19 protein-coding genes are annotated in these 23,319 nt (G+C 53.8%); 8 read left to right on the top strand and 11 right to left on the bottom strand.

The features are described from left to right. Positions 1 to 262 precede the first annotated feature (262 nt). The 3 genes from DDA898_RS05855 to DDA898_RS05845 form a co-directional block, all read right to left on the bottom strand. Positions 263 to 2,056: a SmdB family multidrug efflux ABC transporter permease/ATP-binding protein gene (locus DDA898_RS05855; protein ID WP_038910530.1), complete on the bottom strand. Its 1,794-nt coding sequence runs from the start codon at positions 2,054 to 2,056 to the stop codon at positions 263 to 265. After that, complete coding sequence (locus tag DDA898_RS05850) at positions 2,049 to 3,815, bottom strand: SmdA family multidrug ABC transporter permease/ATP-binding protein (protein WP_038910529.1); 1,767 nt, start codon at positions 3,813 to 3,815, stop codon at positions 2,049 to 2,051. The genes DDA898_RS05855 and DDA898_RS05850 overlap by 8 nt, the downstream gene beginning before the upstream one ends. 77 nt (positions 3,816 to 3,892) lie before the next feature. Then, positions 3,893 to 4,354 (bottom strand): Lrp/AsnC family transcriptional regulator, encoded by a 462-nt coding sequence (locus DDA898_RS05845; RefSeq protein WP_013316862.1) that lies wholly within the window; start codon positions 4,352 to 4,354, stop codon positions 3,893 to 3,895. Positions 4,355 to 4,483: 129 nt separating this feature from the next. On the opposite strand from DDA898_RS05845, the gene DDA898_RS05840 reads away from it, so the two are divergent. Then, positions 4,484 to 5,536 carry a PLP-dependent cysteine synthase family protein gene (locus DDA898_RS05840; RefSeq protein ID WP_038900567.1) on the top strand — a complete coding sequence of 351 codons (1,053 nt, stop codon included), beginning with the start codon at positions 4,484 to 4,486 and terminating at the stop codon, positions 5,534 to 5,536. Positions 5,537 to 5,662: 126 nt separating this feature from the next. Next, positions 5,663 to 6,358, top strand: coding sequence for a 7-cyano-7-deazaguanine synthase QueC (gene queC, locus DDA898_RS05835; protein ID WP_038910528.1), 696 nt, complete (start codon positions 5,663 to 5,665; stop codon positions 6,356 to 6,358). A 113-nt stretch (positions 6,359 to 6,471) separates the two neighbouring features. Here queC and DDA898_RS05830 read toward each other — a convergent pair whose 3' ends face one another. The 8 genes from DDA898_RS05830 to bolA form a co-directional block, all read right to left on the bottom strand. Then, entirely contained in the window at positions 6,472 to 6,846 is a 375-nt protein-coding gene (locus tag DDA898_RS05830; protein ID WP_038910527.1) for a ComEA family DNA-binding protein, read from the bottom strand. Positions 6,847 to 6,984: 138 nt separating this feature from the next. Then, the gene (ppiD, locus tag DDA898_RS05825) at positions 6,985 to 8,865 is read right to left on the bottom strand and encodes a peptidylprolyl isomerase (RefSeq protein ID WP_038910526.1); all 1,881 of its coding nucleotides are present in this window, start codon (positions 8,863 to 8,865) and stop codon (positions 6,985 to 6,987) included. Positions 8,866 to 9,121: 256 nt separating this feature from the next. Further along, entirely contained in the window at positions 9,122 to 9,394 is a 273-nt protein-coding gene (gene hupB / locus DDA898_RS05820; protein WP_012770737.1) for a nucleoid-associated protein HU-beta, read from the bottom strand. Positions 9,395 to 9,588: 194 nt separating this feature from the next. Beyond that, complete coding sequence (lon, locus tag DDA898_RS05815; RefSeq protein WP_013316856.1) at positions 9,589 to 11,952, bottom strand: endopeptidase La; 2,364 nt, start codon at positions 11,950 to 11,952, stop codon at positions 9,589 to 9,591. Between the two features lie 188 nt (positions 11,953 to 12,140). Then, complete coding sequence (gene clpX, locus DDA898_RS05810; protein ID WP_013316855.1) at positions 12,141 to 13,415, bottom strand: ATP-dependent protease ATP-binding subunit ClpX; 1,275 nt, start codon at positions 13,413 to 13,415, stop codon at positions 12,141 to 12,143. A 127-nt stretch (positions 13,416 to 13,542) separates the two neighbouring features. Continuing rightward, a complete protein-coding gene (gene clpP / locus DDA898_RS05805; protein ID WP_038910524.1) occupies positions 13,543 to 14,166 on the bottom strand; it encodes an ATP-dependent Clp endopeptidase proteolytic subunit ClpP in 624 nt (207 codons plus the stop codon). Positions 14,167 to 14,567: 401 nt separating this feature from the next. Continuing rightward, a complete protein-coding gene (gene tig / locus DDA898_RS05800; protein WP_013316853.1) occupies positions 14,568 to 15,872 on the bottom strand; it encodes a trigger factor in 1,305 nt (434 codons plus the stop codon). 351 nt (positions 15,873 to 16,223) lie between these two features. Further along, on the bottom strand, positions 16,224 to 16,538 hold the full coding sequence (gene bolA / locus DDA898_RS05795) for a transcriptional regulator BolA (protein WP_038910523.1): 315 nt from the start codon (positions 16,536 to 16,538) through the stop codon (positions 16,224 to 16,226). Positions 16,539 to 16,864: 326 nt separating this feature from the next. On the opposite strand from bolA, the gene DDA898_RS05790 reads away from it, so the two are divergent. The 6 genes from DDA898_RS05790 (at position 16,865) to DDA898_RS05765 (ending at position 23,313) form a co-directional block, all read left to right on the top strand. After that, positions 16,865 to 17,443, top strand: coding sequence for a lipoprotein (locus tag DDA898_RS05790; protein WP_013316851.1), 579 nt, complete (start codon positions 16,865 to 16,867; stop codon positions 17,441 to 17,443). Between the two features lie 54 nt (positions 17,444 to 17,497). Then, the gene (gene ampG / locus DDA898_RS05785) at positions 17,498 to 18,967 is read left to right on the top strand and encodes a muropeptide MFS transporter AmpG (protein ID WP_038910522.1); all 1,470 of its coding nucleotides are present in this window, start codon (positions 17,498 to 17,500) and stop codon (positions 18,965 to 18,967) included. Positions 18,968 to 19,414: 447 nt separating this feature from the next. Continuing rightward, the gene (gene cyoA, locus DDA898_RS05780) at positions 19,415 to 20,365 is read left to right on the top strand and encodes a cytochrome o ubiquinol oxidase subunit II (protein ID WP_013316849.1); all 951 of its coding nucleotides are present in this window, start codon (positions 19,415 to 19,417) and stop codon (positions 20,363 to 20,365) included. A 20-nt stretch (positions 20,366 to 20,385) separates the two neighbouring features. After that, entirely contained in the window at positions 20,386 to 22,377 is a 1,992-nt protein-coding gene (cyoB, locus tag DDA898_RS05775; protein WP_038910521.1) for a cytochrome o ubiquinol oxidase subunit I, read from the top strand. Continuing rightward, positions 22,367 to 22,981 carry a cytochrome o ubiquinol oxidase subunit III gene (locus DDA898_RS05770; protein WP_038910520.1) on the top strand — a complete coding sequence of 205 codons (615 nt, stop codon included), beginning with the start codon at positions 22,367 to 22,369 and terminating at the stop codon, positions 22,979 to 22,981. Before cyoB ends, DDA898_RS05770 begins: the two co-directional genes overlap by 11 nt. After that, positions 22,981 to 23,313: a cytochrome o ubiquinol oxidase subunit IV gene (locus DDA898_RS05765; protein ID WP_013316846.1), complete on the top strand. Its 333-nt coding sequence runs from the start codon at positions 22,981 to 22,983 to the stop codon at positions 23,311 to 23,313. The genes DDA898_RS05770 and DDA898_RS05765 overlap by 1 nt, the downstream gene beginning before the upstream one ends. Positions 23,314 to 23,319 lie beyond the last annotated feature (6 nt).

The following is a 23,319-nucleotide window of genomic DNA, read 5'->3' as shown; positions in this document are numbered from 1 at the left end:
GCGCCCGTCACTCTCAAATATGTCCACGCATCACTTAAAGCAAATCGTGTGCCATAAATGTTGAACCGAAGCAAAAGCGATAAAACGCGACCCGTTAGGGACAGAACGGAAGATGACTGTATGAAGTATGGACAATGAACAGGAAAAACAGGAGCGCGCGACGCACAAAAATAGTGCGTCGCGCTTGGTTTCAGTGCAGCGCACTGCACAACAAGGCGGGCTCTGCCAAATTATGGTGCGAAACGCTGCACTGCGTTGGTTGTCATGGTGCCTGAGATATCAGTTCGGAAGAATCGTGCGGTTGCGAAAAGGCTAACTCTCTGCTCGCCTGCTGCAACTGGTACATCTGGTAATAGCGCCCTTCTCTGGTCAGCAACTGTTCGTGTGTTCCCTGCTCCACCGTTTTACCGTGGTGCAGCACCAGAATGTTGTCCGCCTCGACAATGGTTGACAGACGATGCGCGATCACCACGAGCGTGGTATGGGAACGTACCAGCCGCAACGCTCGCTGGATAGCCTGCTCGGTGCCGGAATCGATATTGGCGGTCGCCTCATCCAGAATCAGAATTCTGGGGGCCGCTACCAGCACTCTGGCCAGCGCCAGCAGCTGTTTTTGCCCAACCGACAGGTTGTTGCCCTGCTCGCCGATACGGCTATGAAGGCCTTCCGGCATGGCTCGCACCAGCGGCGCCAGTTGCACCGCTTCCAGCACCTGCCAGACGTTTTCCTCACTGATGTCGCGCCCCAGCGTGACATTGGCGTACATGGAATCAGCCAGCACCACCGGGTCCTGTTGCACCATTGCCACATGCTGACGCAGCACCTGATGCGACAACGTCGACAACGGACGGTCATCCAGACGGATTTCCCCGCTATCCGGCACGTAATACCCCATCAACAGACTTGCCAGCGTACTCTTACCGCTTCCGGTATGCCCAACCAACGCGACAAATCCTCGATCCGGCACATGCAACTCAATGTCATGCAGTACTGGCTTGCCTTTATGATAGGAAAACGTCACCTGACTGATATCGATACGCCCGCTCTCCAGCGCACGTACATCGTCGCCATAACGCTGGCGGGCGCCGTCCATCAGCTCAAAAATACGCTCTCCCGCTACGACAGCCTGCTGTAACATCGACTGCTGGGTGGTCAGTTCGATCAGCGGCTCATTCAGGCGGCCCAGATAGTTGATAAAAGCATACAATACCCCGACCCCAACAGAACCGACCGAACTGAAACCAAACTGCAGCAACAGACCGCACATCACCAGTGCCGAAAACAGGCTCAACAGCGGACGCAGCAGGAAGCCATCCAGCCGCAGCGTCTGCATGCGCGTATCATAATGCGACCAACTGGCCTCACTCAGCTTTTTGCCAAATCGTCTCTGCTGACGGAACTGTTGGATGACGCTCATGCCGCTGATGGATTCGTTGAAACCATCGTTGATTTCCGCCAGGTAGCTACGCATCCGCCGGACAATCGGCGTGCTGTAGCGCTGATAAATTACCATGACAATCGCGACCGCCGGGAAAATGGTCAACGCCACCAGCGCCATACGCCAGTCCAGGGTGAACATGGCTATCAGCATCGCCCCGATCAGCGCGGCGCTGCGCAGCACGCTGCCTACCACCATTACATACAGATCCCGAACCACTTCCGTATCGTTGGTCACGCGGGAGATCAGTTGCCCGACCGGCTGGGTATCAAACACCGCTAACGGTTGACGCAAAGCCGCATCCATCACATCAATACGCAACTGCTGCACGACGCCGACCGCTACTCGGTTGAACATCAGCGCCTGAACATAATGCAACAACGCCGCAATCCCCTGCAGCACGACATAGCCTGCCGCCAACTCGGCCGCCACCATCAGCGGAAATTCGCCTTTGCTCACCAGATGATCGATGAAATAGCTGACCAGCACAGGCCCCGCCACTTCCGCTCCCGCCGCCACCCACAGTAGCAAAACCCCAGCCCCTACCGTTTTCTTCCACGGCAGACCGTAAGCCAGCAACCGTTTCAGCGTCGGCCATAATGCGCGGGAATTACTCATTCGGTTGCTCCTCATGAGGGGAATCATCCAGCGCGGCTTCCAGTTGTTGATAACGATACATATCGCGATACCACCCGGCCTGCTGCGACAGTTGCCCATGAGCGCCGCGTTGCGCGACATACCCTTGCTGCAACACCAAAATTTCATCGGCATCCACTAGCGCCGACAGACGATGCGAACTGATGATCAGCGTTCGCCTCTGCCCCCACTGACGTAAATTGCTCAAAATCTGATGCTCCGTGCGGCCATCCACCGCTGACAACGCGTCATCCAGCACCAGCACTTCGGCCTCCAGCAACAACGCGCGGGCAATAGCAATGCGCTGTTTCTGGCCGCCAGACAGCATCACCCCTCGTTCGCCGACTTCGGTCTGATAGCCCTGCGGCAAGCGAAGAATATCGTCATGCACATTTGCCAGCCGCGCCGCTTCTTCGATCTGCTGTTGGGAAGCATCGGGGCGCCCCAGCGCAATATTGTTGGCTACCGAGTCCGAAAACAGGAACGGCGTCTGACCGACCACCGCAAACCGGCTCCGCAGTTCATCCAGTCGAATCTGGTGTAATGGCTGTTGGTGATAGGTTATCCGACCTTGTTCAACATCAAAATAACGCAGCAGCAATGCCAGCAGCGTACTCTTGCCAGAACCGGTCGGGCCGCACAGCCCTAGGGTTTTACCTGGCTCCAGCGTAAAACGGACATCATTGAGCACCGACGCCGGATGTCCCGGATAATGGAAAGCAGCGATCTCCGCCGCCAGCGTCCCCGACTCGGCAGGCAACGGCTGAGAGCCATCCACCACCACCGGAGCCTCAGACAAAAGCTGACGGATACGGCTATAGGCGGCGCTACCGCGCTCGACAATATTAAACATCCAGGCCATCGCCAGCATCGGCCAAATCATCAAGCCAAGGTACATGACGAAACTGGTCAACGCCCCCAACGTCATGGAACCGTTAATCACCATCCAACTGCCGCCCCCGACCGCCAGCAGGTTGGAGAAGGCCACCGCGATATAAATCGTCGGGTCGAAACGCGCATCTACCCGCGCCACTCGCATGTTTTTCCGACCGGCGTCGGCGGCGACGCGGGCGAAACTGCCCGACTGGTGATCTTCCAGACCAAACGCTTTAATCATGCGAATACTGGTGAGGCTCTCCTGAGCATGGTCATTGAGCGAGGAGAATGCCGCCTGCGCGTCTTTGAAACGCTGATGCAACTGCGTACCATAGCGCTTGATGATCACCGCCATCAGCGGCATCGGCGCCAGCGCCATTAGCGTCAGTTGCCAACTGAGTTGGGTGCACATCACCACCAGCACCGCACACCCCATCACCAGCGAATCCACCAGCGTCAACACCCCTTCCCCGGCGGCAAATACCACCCGATCCACGTCATTGGTCGCGCGGGCGATCAGGTCGCCGGTGCGATGGCGAAGATAAAAAGCAGGATGCTGTCGGCTCAGTTGGCGATAGAAATCTTCACGCAGCTCAACGGCCAGTTGATAGGCTGCGCCAAACAGCCAGATGCGCCAGAAATAACGCAACAGATAGGTCAATAACGCAACCAGCAGAATCCCGCCGATCCACCACAGTACCGTGGTCGTGGCCATTTGACGCTGCGTTACGCCGTCAACAATGATGCCAACCAGTCTGGGCGGCAGCAATTGCAGGATAGCAATCACAATCAATAGGATTACCGCCCCCAGATAACGCTTCCATTCACGGCGGAAATACCATCCCAGTTGAACAAAAAGTCTCACGCGATTTCAGTCCATTAGCTACAGAATTATGATGCAGTAAACAAATTATTATACATAAAGTGTATGGCGAATAAATTTTATACCTGCAAAGGCAAAGCCGTTGTCTGTTTCATGCATTCCATAGCGAAACTGGACGTGACATCAACTAACCCCGGAATGCCATTGACCAGCCGTTTGTAAAATGCGTCATAGCTTTTCATATCCGCCACCTGAACCTGCATCAGATAGTCGTATTCTCCCGCCATGCGGTAAAACGCCAGCACTTCGGGCATATCGGAGACGAAATGGGAAAACTCCTGGTACCAGGCGCTGTTGTGCTGTTGGGTTTTCAATAGTACAAATGCCGTCAGCCCCAATCCCAGTTTTTCGTTATCCAGCAAAGCGACGCGGGACTTAATGTACCCGTCATCCTCCAGTCGCTTTAGCCGTTTCCAGCAAGGGGTGGACGTCAGGTTCACCGCCTCGGCCAGCGCCTGTAACGATAGAGTACAATCCTGCTGTAGCAATGACAGCAACATACGATCAGTTTTATCCAGCATGACGATATAAAAGAGAAAAATTTTCTCCCATTACTCCTTTTTACAAACAAAAAGGCAATCTTTTTTTCTGCGAAAACCGATACGCTAAATTTGAAAACATAACTCTTATTCAGCAGGACAACATCACACATGACCAGCACCTGGGTACGCGACGCCGTCAGCGCGATTGAAGCCGATTTTCAACGCTCGGCAGACACTCACCTGATTCGCCTGACCTTGCCGGGCTACCCCGGCATCTACTTTTATCTCAAAGATGAAAGCACGCATCCGAGCGGCAGCCTGAAACATCGCCTTGCCCGCTCGCTGTTTCTGTACGGTCTGTGCAACGGTTGGATTAACGAAGGCACGCCGATTATTGAAGCCTCGTCCGGCAGTACCGCCGTGTCGGAAGCCTATTTCGCCCGTTTGCTGGGGCTGCCGTTTATTGCCGTGATGCCTGCCTGTACCGCCAGACGGAAAATCGAACAGATCACGTTCTATGGCGGGAATTGCCATTTCGTTGAACAATCCGGCCAGATTTACGCCGCCTCCGAAGCGCTGGCCAAAGAACTGCACGGCCACTACATGGATCAGTTTACTTACGCCGAACGCGCCACCGATTGGCGCGGCAACAACAACATCGCAGACAGCATCTACCGGCAAATGGAGCGCGAACCATTCCCGGTGCCGGACTATCTGGTGATGAGCGCCGGCACGGGCGGGACGTCCGCCACGCTGGGGCGTTACATCCGCTATAAAGGTCTGGATACGCAACTGGTGGTGGTAGATCCAGAAAATTCGGTGTTCTACGACTGCTATCGCCAGCAAGATCGTACACTCACCGGGAAATGCAGCAGCCGTATCGAAGGAATTGGCCGCCCGCGCGCCGAACCCTCGTTTATCCCCGGCGTTATCGACGACATGATGAAAGTGCCCGACGCCGCCAGCATCGCCACCCTTTACTGGCTGGAGCAAATTCTGGGACGCAAGGTCGGCCCGTCCACCGGCACTAATGTCTGGGGGATGCTGCAACTGGCCGGGCAGATGGTGGCGGAAGGGCGTCGCGGCGCGATCGTCACGCTGCTGTGCGACAGCGGCGAACGTTATCTCGACACTTACTACAATCAGGATTGGGTACGTACCCAGATTGGCGATATTACCCCTTATCTTCAGCAACTGACTGAAGGATATCGAGTTCCCTGATGGCATTCCGGGAGGCCGCGTTGCCCTTACGCTGAACTGCGCCAGGATTTCAGGTACCATAACCGCCAGAATATGTTTGACGGATAGCGGCCGCCTGGCGGCTCCCACGCATGAGGGTGAACGAGAATGACAAGCGCAGTTGTAGTTTTCAGCGGTGGCCAGGATTCCACCACCTGCCTGATACAGGCCCTGCAGCAGTATGATGAAGTCCATTGCGTCACATTTGATTACGGGCAACGCCATCGTGCTGAAATCGACGTCGCCGCGGAACTGGCGCAAACGTTGGGAGCCCGAGCGCACAAGGTGCTGAATGTCGGTTTGCTCAACGAGCTGGCGGTCAGTAGTCTGACCCGTGACAATATCCCGGTCCCCGAATTTGATGCCAATGCCGACGGGTTGCCCAGTACCTTTGTTCCCGGTCGAAATATTCTTTTTCTGACTCTGGCCTCGATTTACGCCTATCAGGTGGGAGCTGACACCGTCATTACCGGCGTCTGCGAAACCGACTTTTCCGGCTATCCCGACTGCCGGGACGAATTCGTCAAGGCGTTGAATCAGGCGATAACGCGGGGTCTGGCAAGAGACATTCGCTTTGTCACACCGCTGATGTGGCTCAACAAGGCGGAAACCTGGGCGCTGGCGGACTATTATCAACAGCTTGATACCGTTAAAAACCATACGCTCACTTGCTACAACGGCATTAAAGGAACCGGGTGCGGGCAGTGTGCCGCATGCCACCTGCGGGCAAAAGGGCTGGCGGAATACCAGCATAATCCATCGGCCGTGATGGCTTCCCTGAAGCACAAAACCGGTCTGAAATGAAAGTAGCGGGTACCAGACAAGCCAACGCTTGCCTGGTACTGACCTTTCACATTCGCTTTTTGCCACTGACGGGGAACAGGCGCACTTGTCAGTATCCCCGAGAATGAATCGGTTTACAGACGCAAGCGGGACTGGTTACGTTCGATCAGCGCATTGCCAATTCCCGGCACTTCCTGCAGTTGTTCAATCTGGGTAAACGGCCCATTTTGTTCACGATAGGACACTATCGCCTGCGCCTTTTTCAGCCCCACCCCATTGAGCGCCGCGGCCAGTTGTTCCGCCGTTGCGGTGTTAATACTCACTTCTTCTTCATCTGTCGCCGCCTTGGCCGCCTTTTCAGGCTTCTGCTCCGGCGAAGCGGACTTCACCACAGCAACCCCGGTTTTATCCGGCGTCGTTGCAGCCGGCGAAGCATGAAGCCATGTTGATACTCCGGCGAAACTCATCCCCACAATCAGACATAACGCTTTGATTCCTGATTTTTTCATGCTGCTTCCTCCTTGTGTTTGACAGCACGGTCACAATGCCCGAGCGTTCAAAACACGGCAAACAGCAAACTGAAAATGTGGAAAAGGCCGCGAAAGCGGCCTTTGGATGTTGCAGTGATTTGCAGAATTCTGCGAGGCTTATTGCACTTCTTGTGCCGCGCTACCGTACTTGATTTTCGCCTGGCTACGCAGGCTCGTCAGCAGGGTATCAAACAGCGCGCCGACAGAACTCTGTTCCAGTTGGGCGCCAAACTGTTTTTTCTGGTCATCCGACAAGACATGCGGCTTCACTGCGTCCAGCGCGATCAACACCACATTGCCGGCCTGATCCTGAGCCACCGCGTAAGAAGGCTTGTCTTTCTTCGGTTGCTGCATCGCAAACACGGTTTCCGCCAGCACATCGGTCTGCCCGGTCGAGGACATCTCTTTCGCGGCGCCAAAGCTCAGGCCAGCGGCTGTCATGCTGTCGGTTTTCCCCTGATAAAGATCAGCCAGAATCTTCTCAGCTTCAACTTTGGCCTGCTGCTCGGCTTTCTGGCGCTTCAGCGTCTGAACCACCTGCTCACGCACCTGATCCAGCGGCTGGGTCGTTTCCGGTTTATGCTCGGTCACGCGCAATACAAACGCCCGGTCGCCTTCAACGCTGATCACATCCGAGTTATTACCCGGCGTGCCATTCTCACCGACCAGCGAACCACCGAAAATCGCCTGAGTGACCGGCTGGAAGTTCAGTGCAGCCGGCACATTGTCACGCGTGAACCAGTCGGTTTGAACCGCTTTGATGTTGGCGACCTTCTCAGCGGAAGCCAGCGACTCGTTATCATTGCTGGCGGCTTCGCTGATCTTCTGCTGCAGAGAATAGAACGCATCCAGTGATTTCTCGCGTTTTACCTTCTCCGCCAAATCGGCACGAACTTCGTCCAGCGCCTTGACGTGCTGCGCCTGAATGTCATCCAGACGGATAATCAGGTAACCTACCGAGGATTTGATAACGTCAGACAATTGGCCTTTCTGCTTCAGACCGGCCTGTTTGATTTCATCCACGGTGGATCCGTCATCCATCCAGCCCAGGTCACCGCCATTGCGACGGGAAACGATGTCAGTGGATTTTTCTTTAGCCAGCGCGGCAAAATCAGCGCCTTTCTTCAACTGCTCCAACGCGGCCTTGGCATCGGCTTCGGTTTTCAACTGAATGACGCTGTACTTTTTACGTTCCGGCTGGGTGAACTCGCTCTTATGCTGCTCGTAATACGCCGCGATATCAGCGTTATCCACTTTGGTTTTATCCATGATGGAAGCCGCATCCAGCATGATATAGCTGACTTTGAACTGCTCAGGCGCCAGATAACGGTTCTTGTTCTGATCGTAGAAGTTTTTCACTTCCTCGTCAGAAACCGTCTGGTTCCTGGCACGGGCGCTCAGATCGATAGTCGCCGTGCGAATGGTGCGATCCTGCGATGCCATCGCCACCAGGTTATCGAGCTCCTGCTGCAATACGAAATCAGTATTGCCCAACCCGCGAATCAACTGCTGGGTTAACAGCTGCTTGCGCAGGAACTGCGCGTAAGCATCCGGCGTCAGCCCCAGCTGACGCACCTGCGCCAGGTATTTATCATTATCGAAACGGTTGTTGGTCTGGAATTCAGGCACGGAGAAAATCGCCTGCTTGACCTGCTCGTCGCTGATATTCAGCCCCAGGGTGTGGGCATACTGCACAACCAGCGTTTCATCAATCAGCTGTGACAGCACCTGCTTGCGCAACTGCTGCATATACCCCTCGTTGGCGGCCAGCGCGGAGAAGTTTTCTCCCAGCATCTCCTGCTGACGACTGCGTTCGTTCTGTACGCCCTGCTCAAGCTGAGCCCGGGTAATTTCCTGCCCATTCACCTTGGCCGCGTAGTCACCTGAACCTCGTATCAGGTAGTCCCCCACGCCGGTCAACACGAATGAACCAATAATCAAGGCAAGAATAATTTTCAGCACGACGTTATTAGCGGCCGCGCGTAAATTGTCCATCATAATGTGACAACACTCCGCTGTAGAATGGATAACACTTCCCCTGCGCAGGCCGTAGCCATGCCTCCCTGCTATTGCTATAGCCGCACTCGGCTAGGGCGCACTCAAGTATTTGCCTGATAACAGTAATCTTAATGACCTGTAAAAAAAGGCACATCATACCATGATGCGCCTTATATCTTACCCTACCCATCACGCTGAGTCAGGTAGTTGTTTGGACTGGAAAACCGTCCCACCTCAGATTTTGCTACTTATATCATCAATTCACTGAGTCTTTCAGTGCTTTGCCAGCACGGAAACCCGGCACTTTAGCGGCCGGAATACTGATTTCTTTCCCGGTTTGCGGATTACGACCGGTGCGTGCTGCACGCTCACGCACGGAGAACGTACCAAAACCGACTAAAGCAACGTCATCCCCTGCTTTCAGAGATTCAGTAACAGACCCAATAATTGCATCCAACACACGCCCTGCTGCCGCTTTGGAAATATCAGCATCTGCGGCAATTTTGTCGATCAATTGTGACTTGTTCACACTCTCATCCCCTCTGAAATACTGTTATTACGCCAGAGCGTCCAGCGCAACACGTAGCTTTATGAATTCAGTCAAGCCGCAGGTTATCTGCCAGCAGGCTCAACAGTGCTCTAACTTAGCGGCACGAAAAAAGGCTGGCAAGCATCATTTTACTTACCAGCCTTTATTTTCTCAGTGGTTTTTGCGATAGGTCACTATTTTTTGGCTACCGACTTCACCACATCCATGCCATAAGGCGAGTTCTGCAAAGCAATAGTGAGCACTTCCTCAATACGCTTGACCGGATGAATCTCCAGATCGGCGATCACATTCTGCGGAATTTCTTCCAGATCACGCTTATTCTCTTCCGGAATCAGCACGGTCTTGATCCCGCCACGATGTGCGGCCAGCAGTTTTTCTTTTAACCCGCCTATCGGCAACACCAGCCCGCGCAGGGTAATTTCACCGGTCATCGCCACGTCGGCGCGCACCGGGTTGCCGGTCAGGCAGGATACCAATGCCGTACACATGGCGATACCGGCGCTCGGGCCATCTTTCGGCGTCGCGCCTTCCGGTACATGCACATGGATATCGCGTTTTTCATAAAAGTCGGAATTGATCCCCAACTTTTCGGCTCTGGCGCGGACTACGGTCAACGCAGCCTGAATCGACTCCTGCATGACTTCGCCCAGCGAACCGGTATAGGTCAGCTTGCCTTTGCCCGGAACGCTGGCGGTTTCAATGGTCAGCAGGTCGCCGCCGACTTCCGTCCAGGCAAGACCCGTTACCTGGCCCACGCGGTTCTCTTCGTCCGCACGGCCGTAATCGTAGCGTTGAACGCCGAGATATTCCTTCAGGTTGTCGCCGGTGATCTGGATATGCTTGAGAGCTTTGTCCATCATCAGCGATTTTACCGCCTTACGGCACAGTTTGGAGATTTCGCGCTCCAGACTACGCACCCCGGCTTCGCGGGTGTAATAGCGAATGATGCCGATAATGGCGCTGTCTTCGACCGTCAGCTCGCCTTTTTTCAGGGCGTTGCGCTCAATCTGCTTCGGCAGCAAATGCTGGCGGGCGATATTGAGTTTTTCATCCTCGGTATAACCGGACAGACGAATCACTTCCATACGATCCAGCAGCGGTGCCGGAATATTCATGGAGTTGGACGTCGCCACAAACATGACGTCGGACAGATCATAATCCACTTCCAGATAGTGATCGTTAAACGCCACGTTCTGTTCCGGATCCAGCACTTCCAGCAAAGCGGAAGCCGGGTCGCCACGCATATCGGAGGACATCTTGTCGATTTCGTCCAACAGGAACAGCGGGTTTTTCACCCCCACTTTCGCCATCTTCTGGATCAGCTTGCCCGGCATGGAACCGATGTAAGTACGGCGATGGCCGCGGATTTCCGCTTCGTCACGCACGCCACCCAGCGCCATACGCACATATTTACGGCCGGTAGCTTTGGCGATCGACTGACCCAGAGAGGTTTTCCCCACCCCCGGCGGCCCAACCAGACACAGGATCGGCCCTCTGATCTTGCTGACCCGGCTCTGCACCGCCAGATATTCGAGGATGCGTTCCTTGACGCGTTCCAGACCATAGTGATCGCTGTCCAACATCTCCTGAGCTTTGACCAGATCTTTCTTCACTTTGCTGCGCGCCTGCCACGGCACCTGCACCATCCAGTCAATGTAGCTGCGCACCACGGTCGCTTCAGCCGACATCGGCGACATCATACGCAGCTTCTGCAACTCGGCTTCGGCTTTTTCGCGCGCCTCTTTCGGCATGCTGGCGGATTCGATCTTGCGTTTCAGCGCTTCCTGTTCGTCAGGCGCATCATCCATTTCTCCCAGCTCTTTCTGAATGGCCTTCATCTGCTCATTCAGGTAATACTCGCGCTGGCTTTTTTCCATCTGTTTTTTAACGCGGCTACGGATCCGTTTTTCCACCTGCAACAGGTCAATTTCGGACTCCATCATCGCCATCAGGTATTCCAGACGTTCGGTCACGTCGGACATTTCCAGCACGGACTGCTTGTCCGCCAGCTTCAGCGGCATATGCGCGGCAATGGTATCGGCAAGACGCGCCGCATCATCAATACTGTTAAGAGACGTTAATACTTCAGGGGGAATTTTCTTGTTCAGTTTGATGTAGCCTTCAAACTGATTGATGGCCGTGCGCATGAGCACTTCCTGCTCACGCTCTTCAATTGCCGGCGACTCCAGGTATTCCGCCTGAGCCGCAAAATGTTCTCCGCTATCAGAGAGTGTCGTGATGCGCGCTCGCTGCAAGCCTTCCACCAGCACCTTCACGGTGCCATCAGGCAGTTTCAGCATTTGAAGAATAGAGGCGACCGTCCCTACCGAGAAAAGATCGTTAACACCAGGCTCATCCGTTGAGGCTTCTTTCTGTGCCACCAGCATGATCTTTTTGTCGTGATCCATAGCCGCTTCAAGGCACCGAATTGATTTCTCCCGACCAACAAACAACGGAATGACCATGTGCGGATAAACCACCACATCGCGCAACGGCAATACGGGGATTTCTATGCGTTCGGAACGCTCAGGGTTCATAGAGCTCTCTCTTAGTTTCGTTTCCGCCAGGTTAAGGGAATCCGTGAAACGCGGGCATCACGGGTTTCGCCTATAGGTAATCGAGTATATGGGGATAAATATCTCACATTCAACGACTGAACGTATGTAAAAAAAAATGGGGGGCTAAAACCCCCCATTTTATCGTTTACCGTTGTTTTTTAGGCTAATTATTCGCCAGATGCCTGCTGTGCTTCAGGCTTGCCGTAAATCAGCAGCGGCTCGGTTTGCCCCGAAATGACAGAGTCGTCGATCACCACTTTATCCACGTTTTCCAGAGAAGGCAGGTCGTACATGGTTTCCAACAGCGCCGCTTCTACGATAGAACGCAAACCACGTGCGCCGGTCTTACGCGCCATAGCTTTCTTCGCAATGGCGGTCAGCGCTTCGTCACGGAATTCCAGCTCCGCGCCTTCCAGTTTGAAAAGCGCCTGATACTGTTTGGTCAACGCATTCTTCGGCTCGCGCAGGATCTGGATCAATGCTTCCTCATCCAGCTCTTTCAGCGTCGCCACCACCGGCAAGCGACCGATAAACTCGGGGATAAGGCCAAACTTGATCAAATCGCCCGGCTCCACCTGGCTCAGCAGTTCACCCTCTGTCGCCTTTTGGGACAGGCCCTTCACGGTGGCGTTGAAACCAATGCCGCGACCAGTATCGGTACGCTGTTCAATAACCTTGTCCAACCCGGCGAATGCGCCGCCACAGATAAACAGGATTTTGGAGGTATCCACCTGCAGAAACTCCTGCTGCGGGTGCTTACGCCCCCCCTGCGGTGGAACAGCGGCGATGGTGCCTTCAATCAGCTTCAGCAACGCCTGCTGCACCCCTTCGCCGGATACATCGCGGGTGATGGACGGGTTATCGGACTTACGGGAAATCTTGTCGATTTCATCGATGTAGACAATACCGCGCTGCGCTTTCTGCACGTCGTAGTCACACTTCTGCAGCAGCTTCTGGATAATGTTTTCAACGTCCTCGCCCACGTAGCCGGCTTCGGTCAGCGTGGTGGCGTCAGCCATAGTGAAAGGCACGTCCAGGAAACGAGCGAGCGTTTCCGCCAGCAATGTTTTCCCGCTACCGGTCGGACCGATCAGCAGGATGTTGCTTTTGCCCAGTTCGATACTATTATTGCTGTCGCCATTACGCAGACGTTTGTAGTGGTTGTAGACAGCAACCGCCAGCACCTTTTTCGCCTGCTCCTGACCGATCACATAATCGTCCAGATGACGGCGGATTTCGTGTGGCGTCGGCAACGCACTGCGCTCACGGTGTGGCGCTACCTCTTTGATTTCTTCGCGAATAATGTCGTTACACAAATCAACACATTCATCGCAGATATACACTGACGGCCCGGCGATCAGCTTACGAACCTCGTGTTGGCTTTTGCCGCAGAAAGAACAGTACAGCAGTTTTCCTGAACCGTCTTTGCGCTTATCTGTCATGAGTTAAACCTCTTCTCTAGTCTCTTGCCCGCAGGCCAACCACATAGCAATCGCGCCACAGCAAACGCCAGCCTGCTACCATAACGGCCGGCAACCCGCGTCATCTGGCTATTTCGCATCCATGGCATTATTCACGATGGGTAAGTACAGAATCCACTAACCCATAGTCTACTGCCTCGGCGGCAGAGAGGAAACGGTCACGCTCCGTGTCGTTTTCTATCACTTCAAGAGGCTGACCGGTATGTTTGGCCATCAACTCGTTCATCCGGGCCTTCACCTTGAGGATCTCTTTGGCGTGAATCTCGATATCCGTCGCCTGTCCCTGGAATCCGCCCAGCGGCTGATGGATCATCACCCGGGAATTCGGCAGGCAGAAACGCTTGCCCTTGGTACCCGCCGTCAGCAGGAAAGCACCCATCGACGCCGCCTGCCCCATACAGATGGTGCTGACGTCCGGTTTAATAAATTGCATGGTGTCGTAAATCGACATGCCGGCGGTAATCACGCCCCCTGGAGAGTTAATGTACAGGTAGATATCTTTTTCAGGGTTTTCGGCTTCCAGAAACAGCATCTGCGCCACAATCAGGTTAGCCATGTGATCCTCGACCTGACCGGTCAAAAAGATCACGCGTTCCTTCAGAAGTCGAGAATAGATATCGTAAGAACGCTCCCCACGCGAAGTCTGCTCAACTACCATCGGCACCAAAGCCATGTGAGGGGCCTGTTTTTCTTGTTCGCCACTGTATGACATTAACGTCTCCTAGATAAAATGCATTTGGCGCATACCGCCTGATTCTACTTGAGATGGAAAGTGATGACCATGCTCAGACACGCAGTTAGCCATCTCTCCGTCGCCGGAATCGGGCGGATTTCCCTGACGATGCAATCTACGCGGTATTAACCAATTGGGGACCGATGCATCCTTTTTCAAGCTTACACCAGCGATTCATTTTGGTTAAAGCGATATCCTGCGCTGAAAGCGGGTTTGATTGCGCCGTGAATAATCAGCTATCGATGATTAATCGCTATTAATCATAGTGCAGATTTGGCAGGACCTGGCGGCAGGCCGTTCAGTTTGTCGCATCCGGGAAGAAAAAAGCCCGCAGCAAGCCGCGGGCTTTTGAAGAAACGATTTAAGGTGAAAAATCGTGGTTAGGCAGCGGTCGTCTGATTCATCAGCTCGTTGAAGCTGACCGCTTTTTCTACTACTTTCGCCTTGGACAGCAGCGCTTCGATAGCCTGTTCTTCCAGGGCAACGTTACGCATGTTGTTCATCATTTCTTTGTTTTTCTTGTAGTACTCAACCACTTCACGCGGATCTTCGTACGCGGAGGCGATTTCGTCGATCAGCACGTTGACGCGGTCTTCATCGGCTTTCAGCTCGTTGGAAGCGATCACTTCGCCCAGCAGCAGGCCAACAACAACGCGGCGTTTAGCCTGTTCTTCGAACAGTTCACGCGGCAGTTCCAGCGCCTGTTTCTCATTGCCGCCGAAACGCTGAGCAGCCTGACGACGCAGTACGTCGACTTCGCTGTCGATCAGTGCGGCCGGCACGTCAATGTCGTTCGCCTTGACCAGGCCGTCGATAACCTGAGATTTCACGCGATTGCGGATCGCGCCTTTCAGTTCGCGCTCCATGTTCTTACGGACTTCGGCGCGCAGGCCATCCAGAGAACCGTCGTCAACGCCAAAACGCTTGATGAAATCGGCAGTCAGTTCCGGCAGTTCACGCTCTTCCACTTTCTTCAGCACGATGGCGAATTTAGCGTCCTGACCTTTCAGGTTTTCAGCGTGGTAGTCTTCCGGAAATTTCACCTCAATGGTGAACTCATCGCCCGCCTTGTGACCAACGATACCGTCTTCAAAGCCCGGGATCATACGGCCCTGGCCCATAGCCAGAACGAAATCGGAGGCTTTGCCGCCTTCGAATTCTTCACCGCCGACAGAACCGGTGAAATCGATGGTTGCGCGGTCTTCAGCCGTCGCGGCACGATCGGTTTCTTTCCAGGTTGCCTGCTGTTTGCGCAGGGTATCCAGCATGCCGTCGACGTCGGTTTCAGAAACGTCCACCAGCGGTTTTTCAACCTCGATAGTGTCCAGACCTTTCAGCTCGACTTCCGGATAAACTTCGAACTCTACGGAGTAGGTAAAATCACCACCAACCTGGTACTCGCCCGGAACATAGTTCGGCGCGCCAGCCGGATTGATTTTTTCTTTGATGATGGCATCAACGAAGTGACGCTGCATCAGATCGCCCAGCACGTCCTGACGGACGGATGCGCCGTAGCGCTGCTCAACAATTTTCGCCGGCACTTTGCCTTTGCGGAAACCATCGATACGAACTTTTTTAGCCACATTGCCCAGTTCGCTCTTAACGGCATTCTCAATGCTGTCAGCAGCAACGGTAATCGTTACGCGGCGCCCAAGGCCTTGAGTGGTTTCAACTGAAACTTGCATCTTGTTACCTCAAAAAATCACAGTGCTCGGTCAACCTCAGAGGCCGTTTTCATAAAGCGCCCTGGGGCGACCTTGCTGATCACAGTCTCACAGAACCAGGACGGCCACTTTACCGGACCAGTTCCCTATAGTCAGAAGCGTCCCGAATACATTCCGGAAAATAAGACGCGGCATTATAGCGGCATCGATAGACCGAGTCGAGGAGAGTAACCAGACTATTGGCGGAGGGCTTTCACACTTTTCATTTGCAAACACATTTTTTATCTGCAAACACATTTTTCGTCTGCAAACCCTCTGCAAATGGGTCGACCGGCGTTGCCGGCGGTTCGTCGCCGGACGGTTTAAGATCGCTCAGCGCTGTAATCCCGCGCCGCCGCAGGCCGGAGAAGAAGGCACAGCCATTTGCAGGTCCAGCCACTCTTTCGGCGTGTAGGTATGCAGCGCCAGCGCATGCACCGCCCCGGCCAGCTCATCAGCCAATACGCGGTAAATCGCGCGATGGCGGCCAATCACCCGCTCGCCGGTAAAACATTCACTGACCAGCACCACCTTGAAATGGCTTTCAGAACCGGCAGGTACGTTGTGACGGTAACTTTCATCAATGACTTCAAGGTGTTGCGGCTCAAACTCCGAACGCAATTTGGCTTCTATCGTTTCACGAATCATAGGGTTACCTTTTTCCGGCATCAGTGAAAATTGTGTCGATAAAACGGGTTTTATCACTGACTGCACGCTTATCCACTTCAATTTTAGTCATTTTTTGATTATTAATGGAAACAATTGATTATCAGGATACGCGCAGACGAGCGGATTTGTCATTCCGGCATGTCATCATCCGGTTTCGAACCTCATTCGCGCTAAGTACGATGGAAAAAAGGAATGCGGCTCATAAGGATACTGGCCACTTTCTGCTCTTTCCCTTGTCCAAGACGATGATATGATACCGAACTATGTTTATTAGCCCACCACCGTTTCATGACGAGAAGAGACGCATGTTAAAAAAATTCATTTTCCCGCTGTTCGCCGCCCTTGTGCTGGCTGGCTGTGCCAGCAAGAGCAACACGCTGGATGTCACCCCGAAAATCACCCTGCCCTCGCAGGATCCGACACTGATGGGCGTGACCATCAGCATCAACGGCGCCGACCAGCGTGCCGACCAGTCGCTGGCGCGGGTCAATCGTGACGGCCAGTTGGTGACGCTGACGCCGTCGCGCGACCTGCGTTTCCTGCTGCAGGAAGTACTGGAGAAACAAATGTCGGCCCGCGGTTACATGATCGGCACCGGCGGTCCGGTGGCGCTGCAGGTGGTGGTTAATACCCTGTACGCGGATGTCACCGAAGGCAACCTGCGCTACAACATCACCACCCGCGCGGATATCTCCATCACCGCGCAAGCCGCCAACGGCAATAAGCAGATCAAAAACTATCGCGCCAGCTATAATGTACAGGGTGCGCTTACCGCGACCAACAGCAAGATTACCGAGTCGGTCAATCAGGTGCTGAGCGATGTCATTAACGATATGGCGCAGGACACCAGCATCAGCACGTTCATCAAAACCAACTCCCGGTAATCGTTTATTCGTCTCATCCCCTTGCCCTGTCAGGGCAAGGGAAAAGGACCTCGCATGCTCAGCCGTCTTTTGTCGCTTTTCCGTGAACCCAACAGTGTCATTCTTCTGATTTTGGGTTTTGCCTCGGGTTTACCGCTGGCGCTGACCTCCGGCACGTTGCAGGCGTGGATGACGGTGGAGAATGTGGATCTGAAAACCATCGGGTTCTTTTCGCTGGTGGGGCAAGCCTACGTCTTCAAATTTCTGTGGTCGCCGTTGATGGACCGCTACACGCCGCCGTTTATGGGGCGCCGCCGCGGCTGGCTGCTGGTGACGCAGCTGGCTCTGGTCGCGGCGATTGTCGTTATCGGCACGCTGACCCCCTCGCATCATTTATGGTGGCTGGCGATGCTGGCTGTGATTATCGCGTTCTGTTCCGCATCGCAGGATATCGTGTTTGATGCATACAAAACCGATTTGCTGCCGCCCGAGGAACGCGGCAGCGGCGCGGCCATTTCGGTTCTGGGCTACCGGTTGGCCATGCTGGTTTCCGGCGGTCTGGCGTTGTGGATTGCCGACCGTTTTCTCGGCTGGCACGCCACCTACTGGCTGATGGCGGGTCTTTTGTTACTGTGTACGCTGGCGACCTGGCTGTCGCCGGAACCCGTCGTCAGAGAACCTGCGCCACGATCTCTTGAACAGGCGGTCTTCGCACCGCTGAAAGATTTTTTCAGCCGCAATAATGCCTGGCTGATTCTGATGTTGATTGTGCTGTACAAACTGGGGGACGCGTTTGCCGTCAGCCTCAGTACCACCTTTCTGATCCGAGGAGTCGGTTTTAATCCCGGCGAAGTGGGATTGGTCAACAAAACGCTGGGTCTGTTTGCCACGATTATCGGCGCGCTATACGGCGGAGTGCTGATGCAACGCTGGACACTGTTCCGGTCATTGATGCTGTTCGGCCTGCTGCAAGCCGTGTCGAATGCCGGTTACTGGCTACTGGCCGTCACGGACAAGCAGTTAGTGACCATGGCATCGGCGGTATTTCTGGAGAACTTGTGCGGCGGCATGGGAACCGCGGCCTTTGTGGCGTTATTGATGATGCTTTGTAACAAATCGTTTTCCGCCACCCAGTTCGCCCTGCTGTCCGCCCTGTCGGCAGTCGGACGGGTTTATGTCGGTCCGATTGCCGGCTGGTTTGTCGAACTGTATGGCTGGGCATGGTTTTACCTGTTTTCGATCATCGTCGCCGTCCCAGGGCTGCTCTTGCTGAAAATTTGCCGTCCATCGCTGGAACAGACGCAATCAGGAGGCGATTTCACCCGTCGCAACGCCTATCCACATTTTTATGCGCTGGCTTCCCGCCTGTTTTTTATCGGCTGCGCGCTGTTTGCCGGCGGGCTGATTGCCTGGGGAATGATGGGCCTGGGCTGGTTGGGAAAGGCCGGCGTGGAAAAGATACTGATGGCCGCCGGCGCTATACTGGCGGTACTGGCGATGCTGCTTGGTGGCATGCTGGATTATCTATCTTCACGCCGTCGGTAAATCAGCCGGTTGTAAATCAGCCGGTTGTAAATCAATAAATGGGGGCTATCGCTAAAAAACGGACCTCCATTATCTATTATCACTTTATTAAATTATTTTTCTTCTCAGGCATCAGCGAGTAGAAACATTTATTTCATTATTCTTAATAATTTCGCCTGGCCATGTTATTTAATGCAACGTTATAGAAACGAAATATTAACACCAGAGCGAAATAGTATTCAGAAATAGTTGTAATTCCTGAAAAGCGATACATACTTTTTCTGTAGTCGGTTTACCCACTGTTTTTAAAAGTAATTTTGAGAAATGTATCTCAGATGTGACAGGTCAGGCAAAAACTGTAAACAGCAGGCTGACATCTCTTTAATCATGTTTACAGTACGGTAACCTTCCCGTAAAATGCCCGCTCGCGTGAAATGACAATAGAGCCCTTGTAATTGAGGTCGCTAGATGAGACTCAGGAAATACAATAAAATTTTTGGGATGTTGTCTTTAATCGCAACCGCACTGCTCCTCAGTGGTTGTGATATGGCATTGATGAACCCCAAAGGACAAGTCGGGTTAGAGCAACGTTCGTTGATACTGACAGCACTCGGTTTGATGCTGATCGTTGTTATCCCGGTGATCATTATGACGATTGCCTTCGCCTGGAAGTTCAGAGCTTCCAACGAAAAAGCGAAGTACACGCCAAACTGGTCGCACTCCAACAAAATCGAAGCCGTTGTCTGGACGGTTCCCATCATCATTATCATCATCCTTGGGACGATCACCTGGAAAACCACCCATTCGCTTGATCCCTACAAGCCTCTGGATTCCAATGTCAAACCCATCAATGTTGAAGTGGTGTCGCTGGACTGGAAATGGCTGTTCATCTACCCGGACCTTGGCATCGCCACGGTCAATGAACTGGCGTTCCCGACCAATGTTCCGGTCAATTTCAAGATTACGTCCGATACGGTGATGAACTCCTTCTTTATTCCGCGTCTTGGTGGTCAGATCTACGCCATGGCAGGTATGCAGACCAAGTTGCATCTGATCGCCAACGAGCCGGGCAAGTACGACGGCATTTCCGGCGGTTATAGCGGCAAAGGGTTCTCCGGCATGAAATTCACCGCCATCGCGACCCCGGATCAGCAAGCGTTTGACCAATGGGTTGAGAATGTACGCAAGTCATCCAAGACGCTGAGTACGATGAATGACTTTAACAAACTGGCGCAACCGACCGAGTACCATCCGGTGGAGTACTACTCTCAGGTTCAACCTGAGCTGTTCAGCCAGATCATTACCAAATTCATTGGCAACAACATGAACATGCAGCACGGTGCCGAAGGCGAGCCTAAGAAAGAAGAAGGCATGCAGAACCACCAGGGCATGAACATGAGCGAGCACTCCTCTCATTAAAAGGAGTCGAGGGATAAACGATGTTCGGAAAATTAACTCTTGATGCGATCCCCTACCATGAGCCGATTATCATGGTCACGGTGGCGGCAATCATTGTAGGCGGATTGGCGCTGCTGGCTGCCGTTACCTATTTTGGTAAATGGAAATGGCTGTGGTCCGAGTGGTTCACCTCCGTGGACCACAAGAAAATCGGTATCATGTACATCATCGTCGGCCTGGTGATGATGCTGCGTGGTTTCGCCGATGCCATCATGATGCGTGGTCAGCAGGTGCTGGCCTCCGCCGGTGAAGCGGGTTTCCTCAACCCTCACCACTATGACCAGATCTTCACCGCGCATGGCGTGATCATGATCTTCTTCGTGGCGACGCCGTTCGTGGTCGGTCTGATGAACCTGGCGGTTCCGCTGCAGATCGGCGCACGCGATGTTGCCTTCCCCTTCCTGAACTCACTCAGCTTCTGGCTGTTTGTAGCCGGCGTGATTCTTATCAACCTGTCTCTGGGAATCGGCGAGTTCGCCCAGACCGGTTGGGTAGCCTATCCGCCTCTGTCAGGCAAGGAGTACAGTCCCGGCGTCGGTGTAGACTACTGGATCTGGAGTCTCCAGATTTCCGGTGTAGGTACCACGCTGACTGGCGTTAACTTCTTCGCCACCATCATGAAAATGCGTGCGCCTGGCATGACGCTGATGAAAATGCCGGTGTTCACCTGGACGGCGTTGTGCACCAACGTACTGATTATTGCCGCTTTCCCGATTCTGACGGTCACCATCGCCCTGCTGACGCTGGACCGTTACCTCGGCACCCATTTCTTCACCAATGATATGGGCGGCAACATGATGATGTACATCAACCTGATTTGGGCCTGGGGCCATCCGGAAGTGTACATTCTGGTGCTGCCGGTCTTCGGTATTTACTCCGAAGTGGTGGCAACCTTCTGTAAAAAGCGTCTGTTCGGTTATACCTCGCTGGTATGGGCGACCATCGCTATTACCGTCCTGTCGTTCATCGTTTGGCTGCACCACTTCTTCACCATGGGGTCGGGCGCCAACGTTAACGCCTTCTTCGGTATAGCGACGATGATTATTTCAATCCCGACCGGGGTTAAAATCTTCAACTGGCTGTTCACCATGTATCAGGGGCGCATTCAGCCGCATTCCGCCATGCTGTGGACCACCGGCTTCATTATTACCTTCTCCATCGGTGGTATGACCGGGGTACTGCTGGCCGTGCCGGGCGCCAACTTTGTACTGCACAACAGTCTGTTCCTGATCGCTCACTTCCATAACGTGATCATCGGCGGCGTGGTGTTTGGCTGCTTTGCCGGTATCACTTACTGGTTCCCGAAAGCGTTTGGCTTCAAGCTGAATGAAACCTGGGGCAAACGCGCCTTCTGGTTCTGGATCATCGGCTTCTTCGTCGCCTTTATGCCGCTGTACGTGCTGGGCTTCATGGGGATGACCCGTCGCCTGAGCCAGCAGATCAATCCGGAATTCCACCCGCTGCTGGTGGTGGCCTCTATCGGCGCCGGCCTGATTGCACTGGGCGTGCTGTGCCAGATCATCCAGTTTGCCGTCAGTATCCGCGACCGTGACCAGAACCGCGATCTGACCGGCGACCCGTGGGATGGCCGTACGCTGGAATGGGCAACATCTTCTCCGCCTCCGTTCTACAACTTTGCCATTGTGCCGCATATTCAGGAACGCGATGCATTCTGGGAAATCAAAGAAAAAGGCGATGCTTATCGCAAACCGGCCCAGTATGAAGAAATTCATATGCCGAAGAATACCGGCGCAGGCGTGATCATCTCCGCATTCAGCCTGGTATTTGGTTTCGCGATGATCTGGTACATCTGGTGGCTGGCGATTATCGGCTTTGTGGGCATGGTTGCGACCTGGATCGTGCACAGCTTTAATCAGGACGTGGATTACTACGTGCCGGTTAAAGAGGTCGAACAAATCGAAAATCAAAACTTCGATAAACTCAGCAAAGCAGGCGTGAAAAATGTCCACTGATACGTTAACTCATCACAATGCAGCCCATGCCGAGCATGGGCACCACGACACCGGCGCCAATAAGGTCTTCGGTTTCTGGATCTACCTGATGAGCGACTGCATCCTGTTCGGGATGTTGTTCGCGACCTACGCCGTTCTGGTGAACGGCACCGCTGGCGGCCCAAGCGGCAAAGAACTGTTCGATCTGAAGTTCGTGCTGGTGGAAACTTTTGCCCTGCTGTTCAGTAGTATCACCTACGGCATGGCGATGATTGCCATGAACAAAGGCAACAAGAGCCAGGTTAACGCCTGGCTGGGTTTGACCTTTCTGTTCGGGCTGGTGTTCATCGGGATGGAAATCTACGAATTCCATCACCTGATCGCCGAAGGCGCCGGTCCTGACCGCAGCGCGTTCCTGTCCGCGTTCTTTGCGCTGGTCGGCACCCACGGTATCCACGTGACCTCCGGTCTGATCTGGATTGCCATCATGATGATCCAGGTAACGAAATACGGCCTGACCAGTCGCAATAAGACCCGTCTGATGTGCCTGAGCCTGTTCTGGCACTTCCTTGACGTGGTATGGATTTGTGTCTTCACTGTTGTTTATCTGATGGGGGCGATGTAATGAGTCATTCCACACACGATCATGCCGGCGCCAGCCACGGTAGCGTGAAGTCCTATCTGATTGGTTTCGTCCTGTCCATCATCCTGACCGTTATTCCATTCGGTCTGGTGATGAACGGTTCGGCTTCCCACAGCGTCATTCTGCTGACCGTGCTGGGCTGCGCCGTTGTCCAGATTCTGGTTCATCTGGTGTACTTCCTGCATCTCAATACCTCATCAGAAGAGCGTTGGAATGTGGTAGCCATTGTGTTTACCGCCCTGATTATCGCAATCGTGGTGGTGGGATCCCTGTGGATCATGATGAATGCGCACCACAACATGATGATTCAGTAACCGAGC

This window comes from Dickeya dadantii NCPPB 898, from assembly GCF_000406145.1.
In the GTDB taxonomy this organism is placed as follows: domain Bacteria; phylum Pseudomonadota; class Gammaproteobacteria; order Enterobacterales; family Enterobacteriaceae; genus Dickeya; species Dickeya dadantii.
This window is presented reverse-complemented; position numbering and strand designations above follow the sequence as displayed.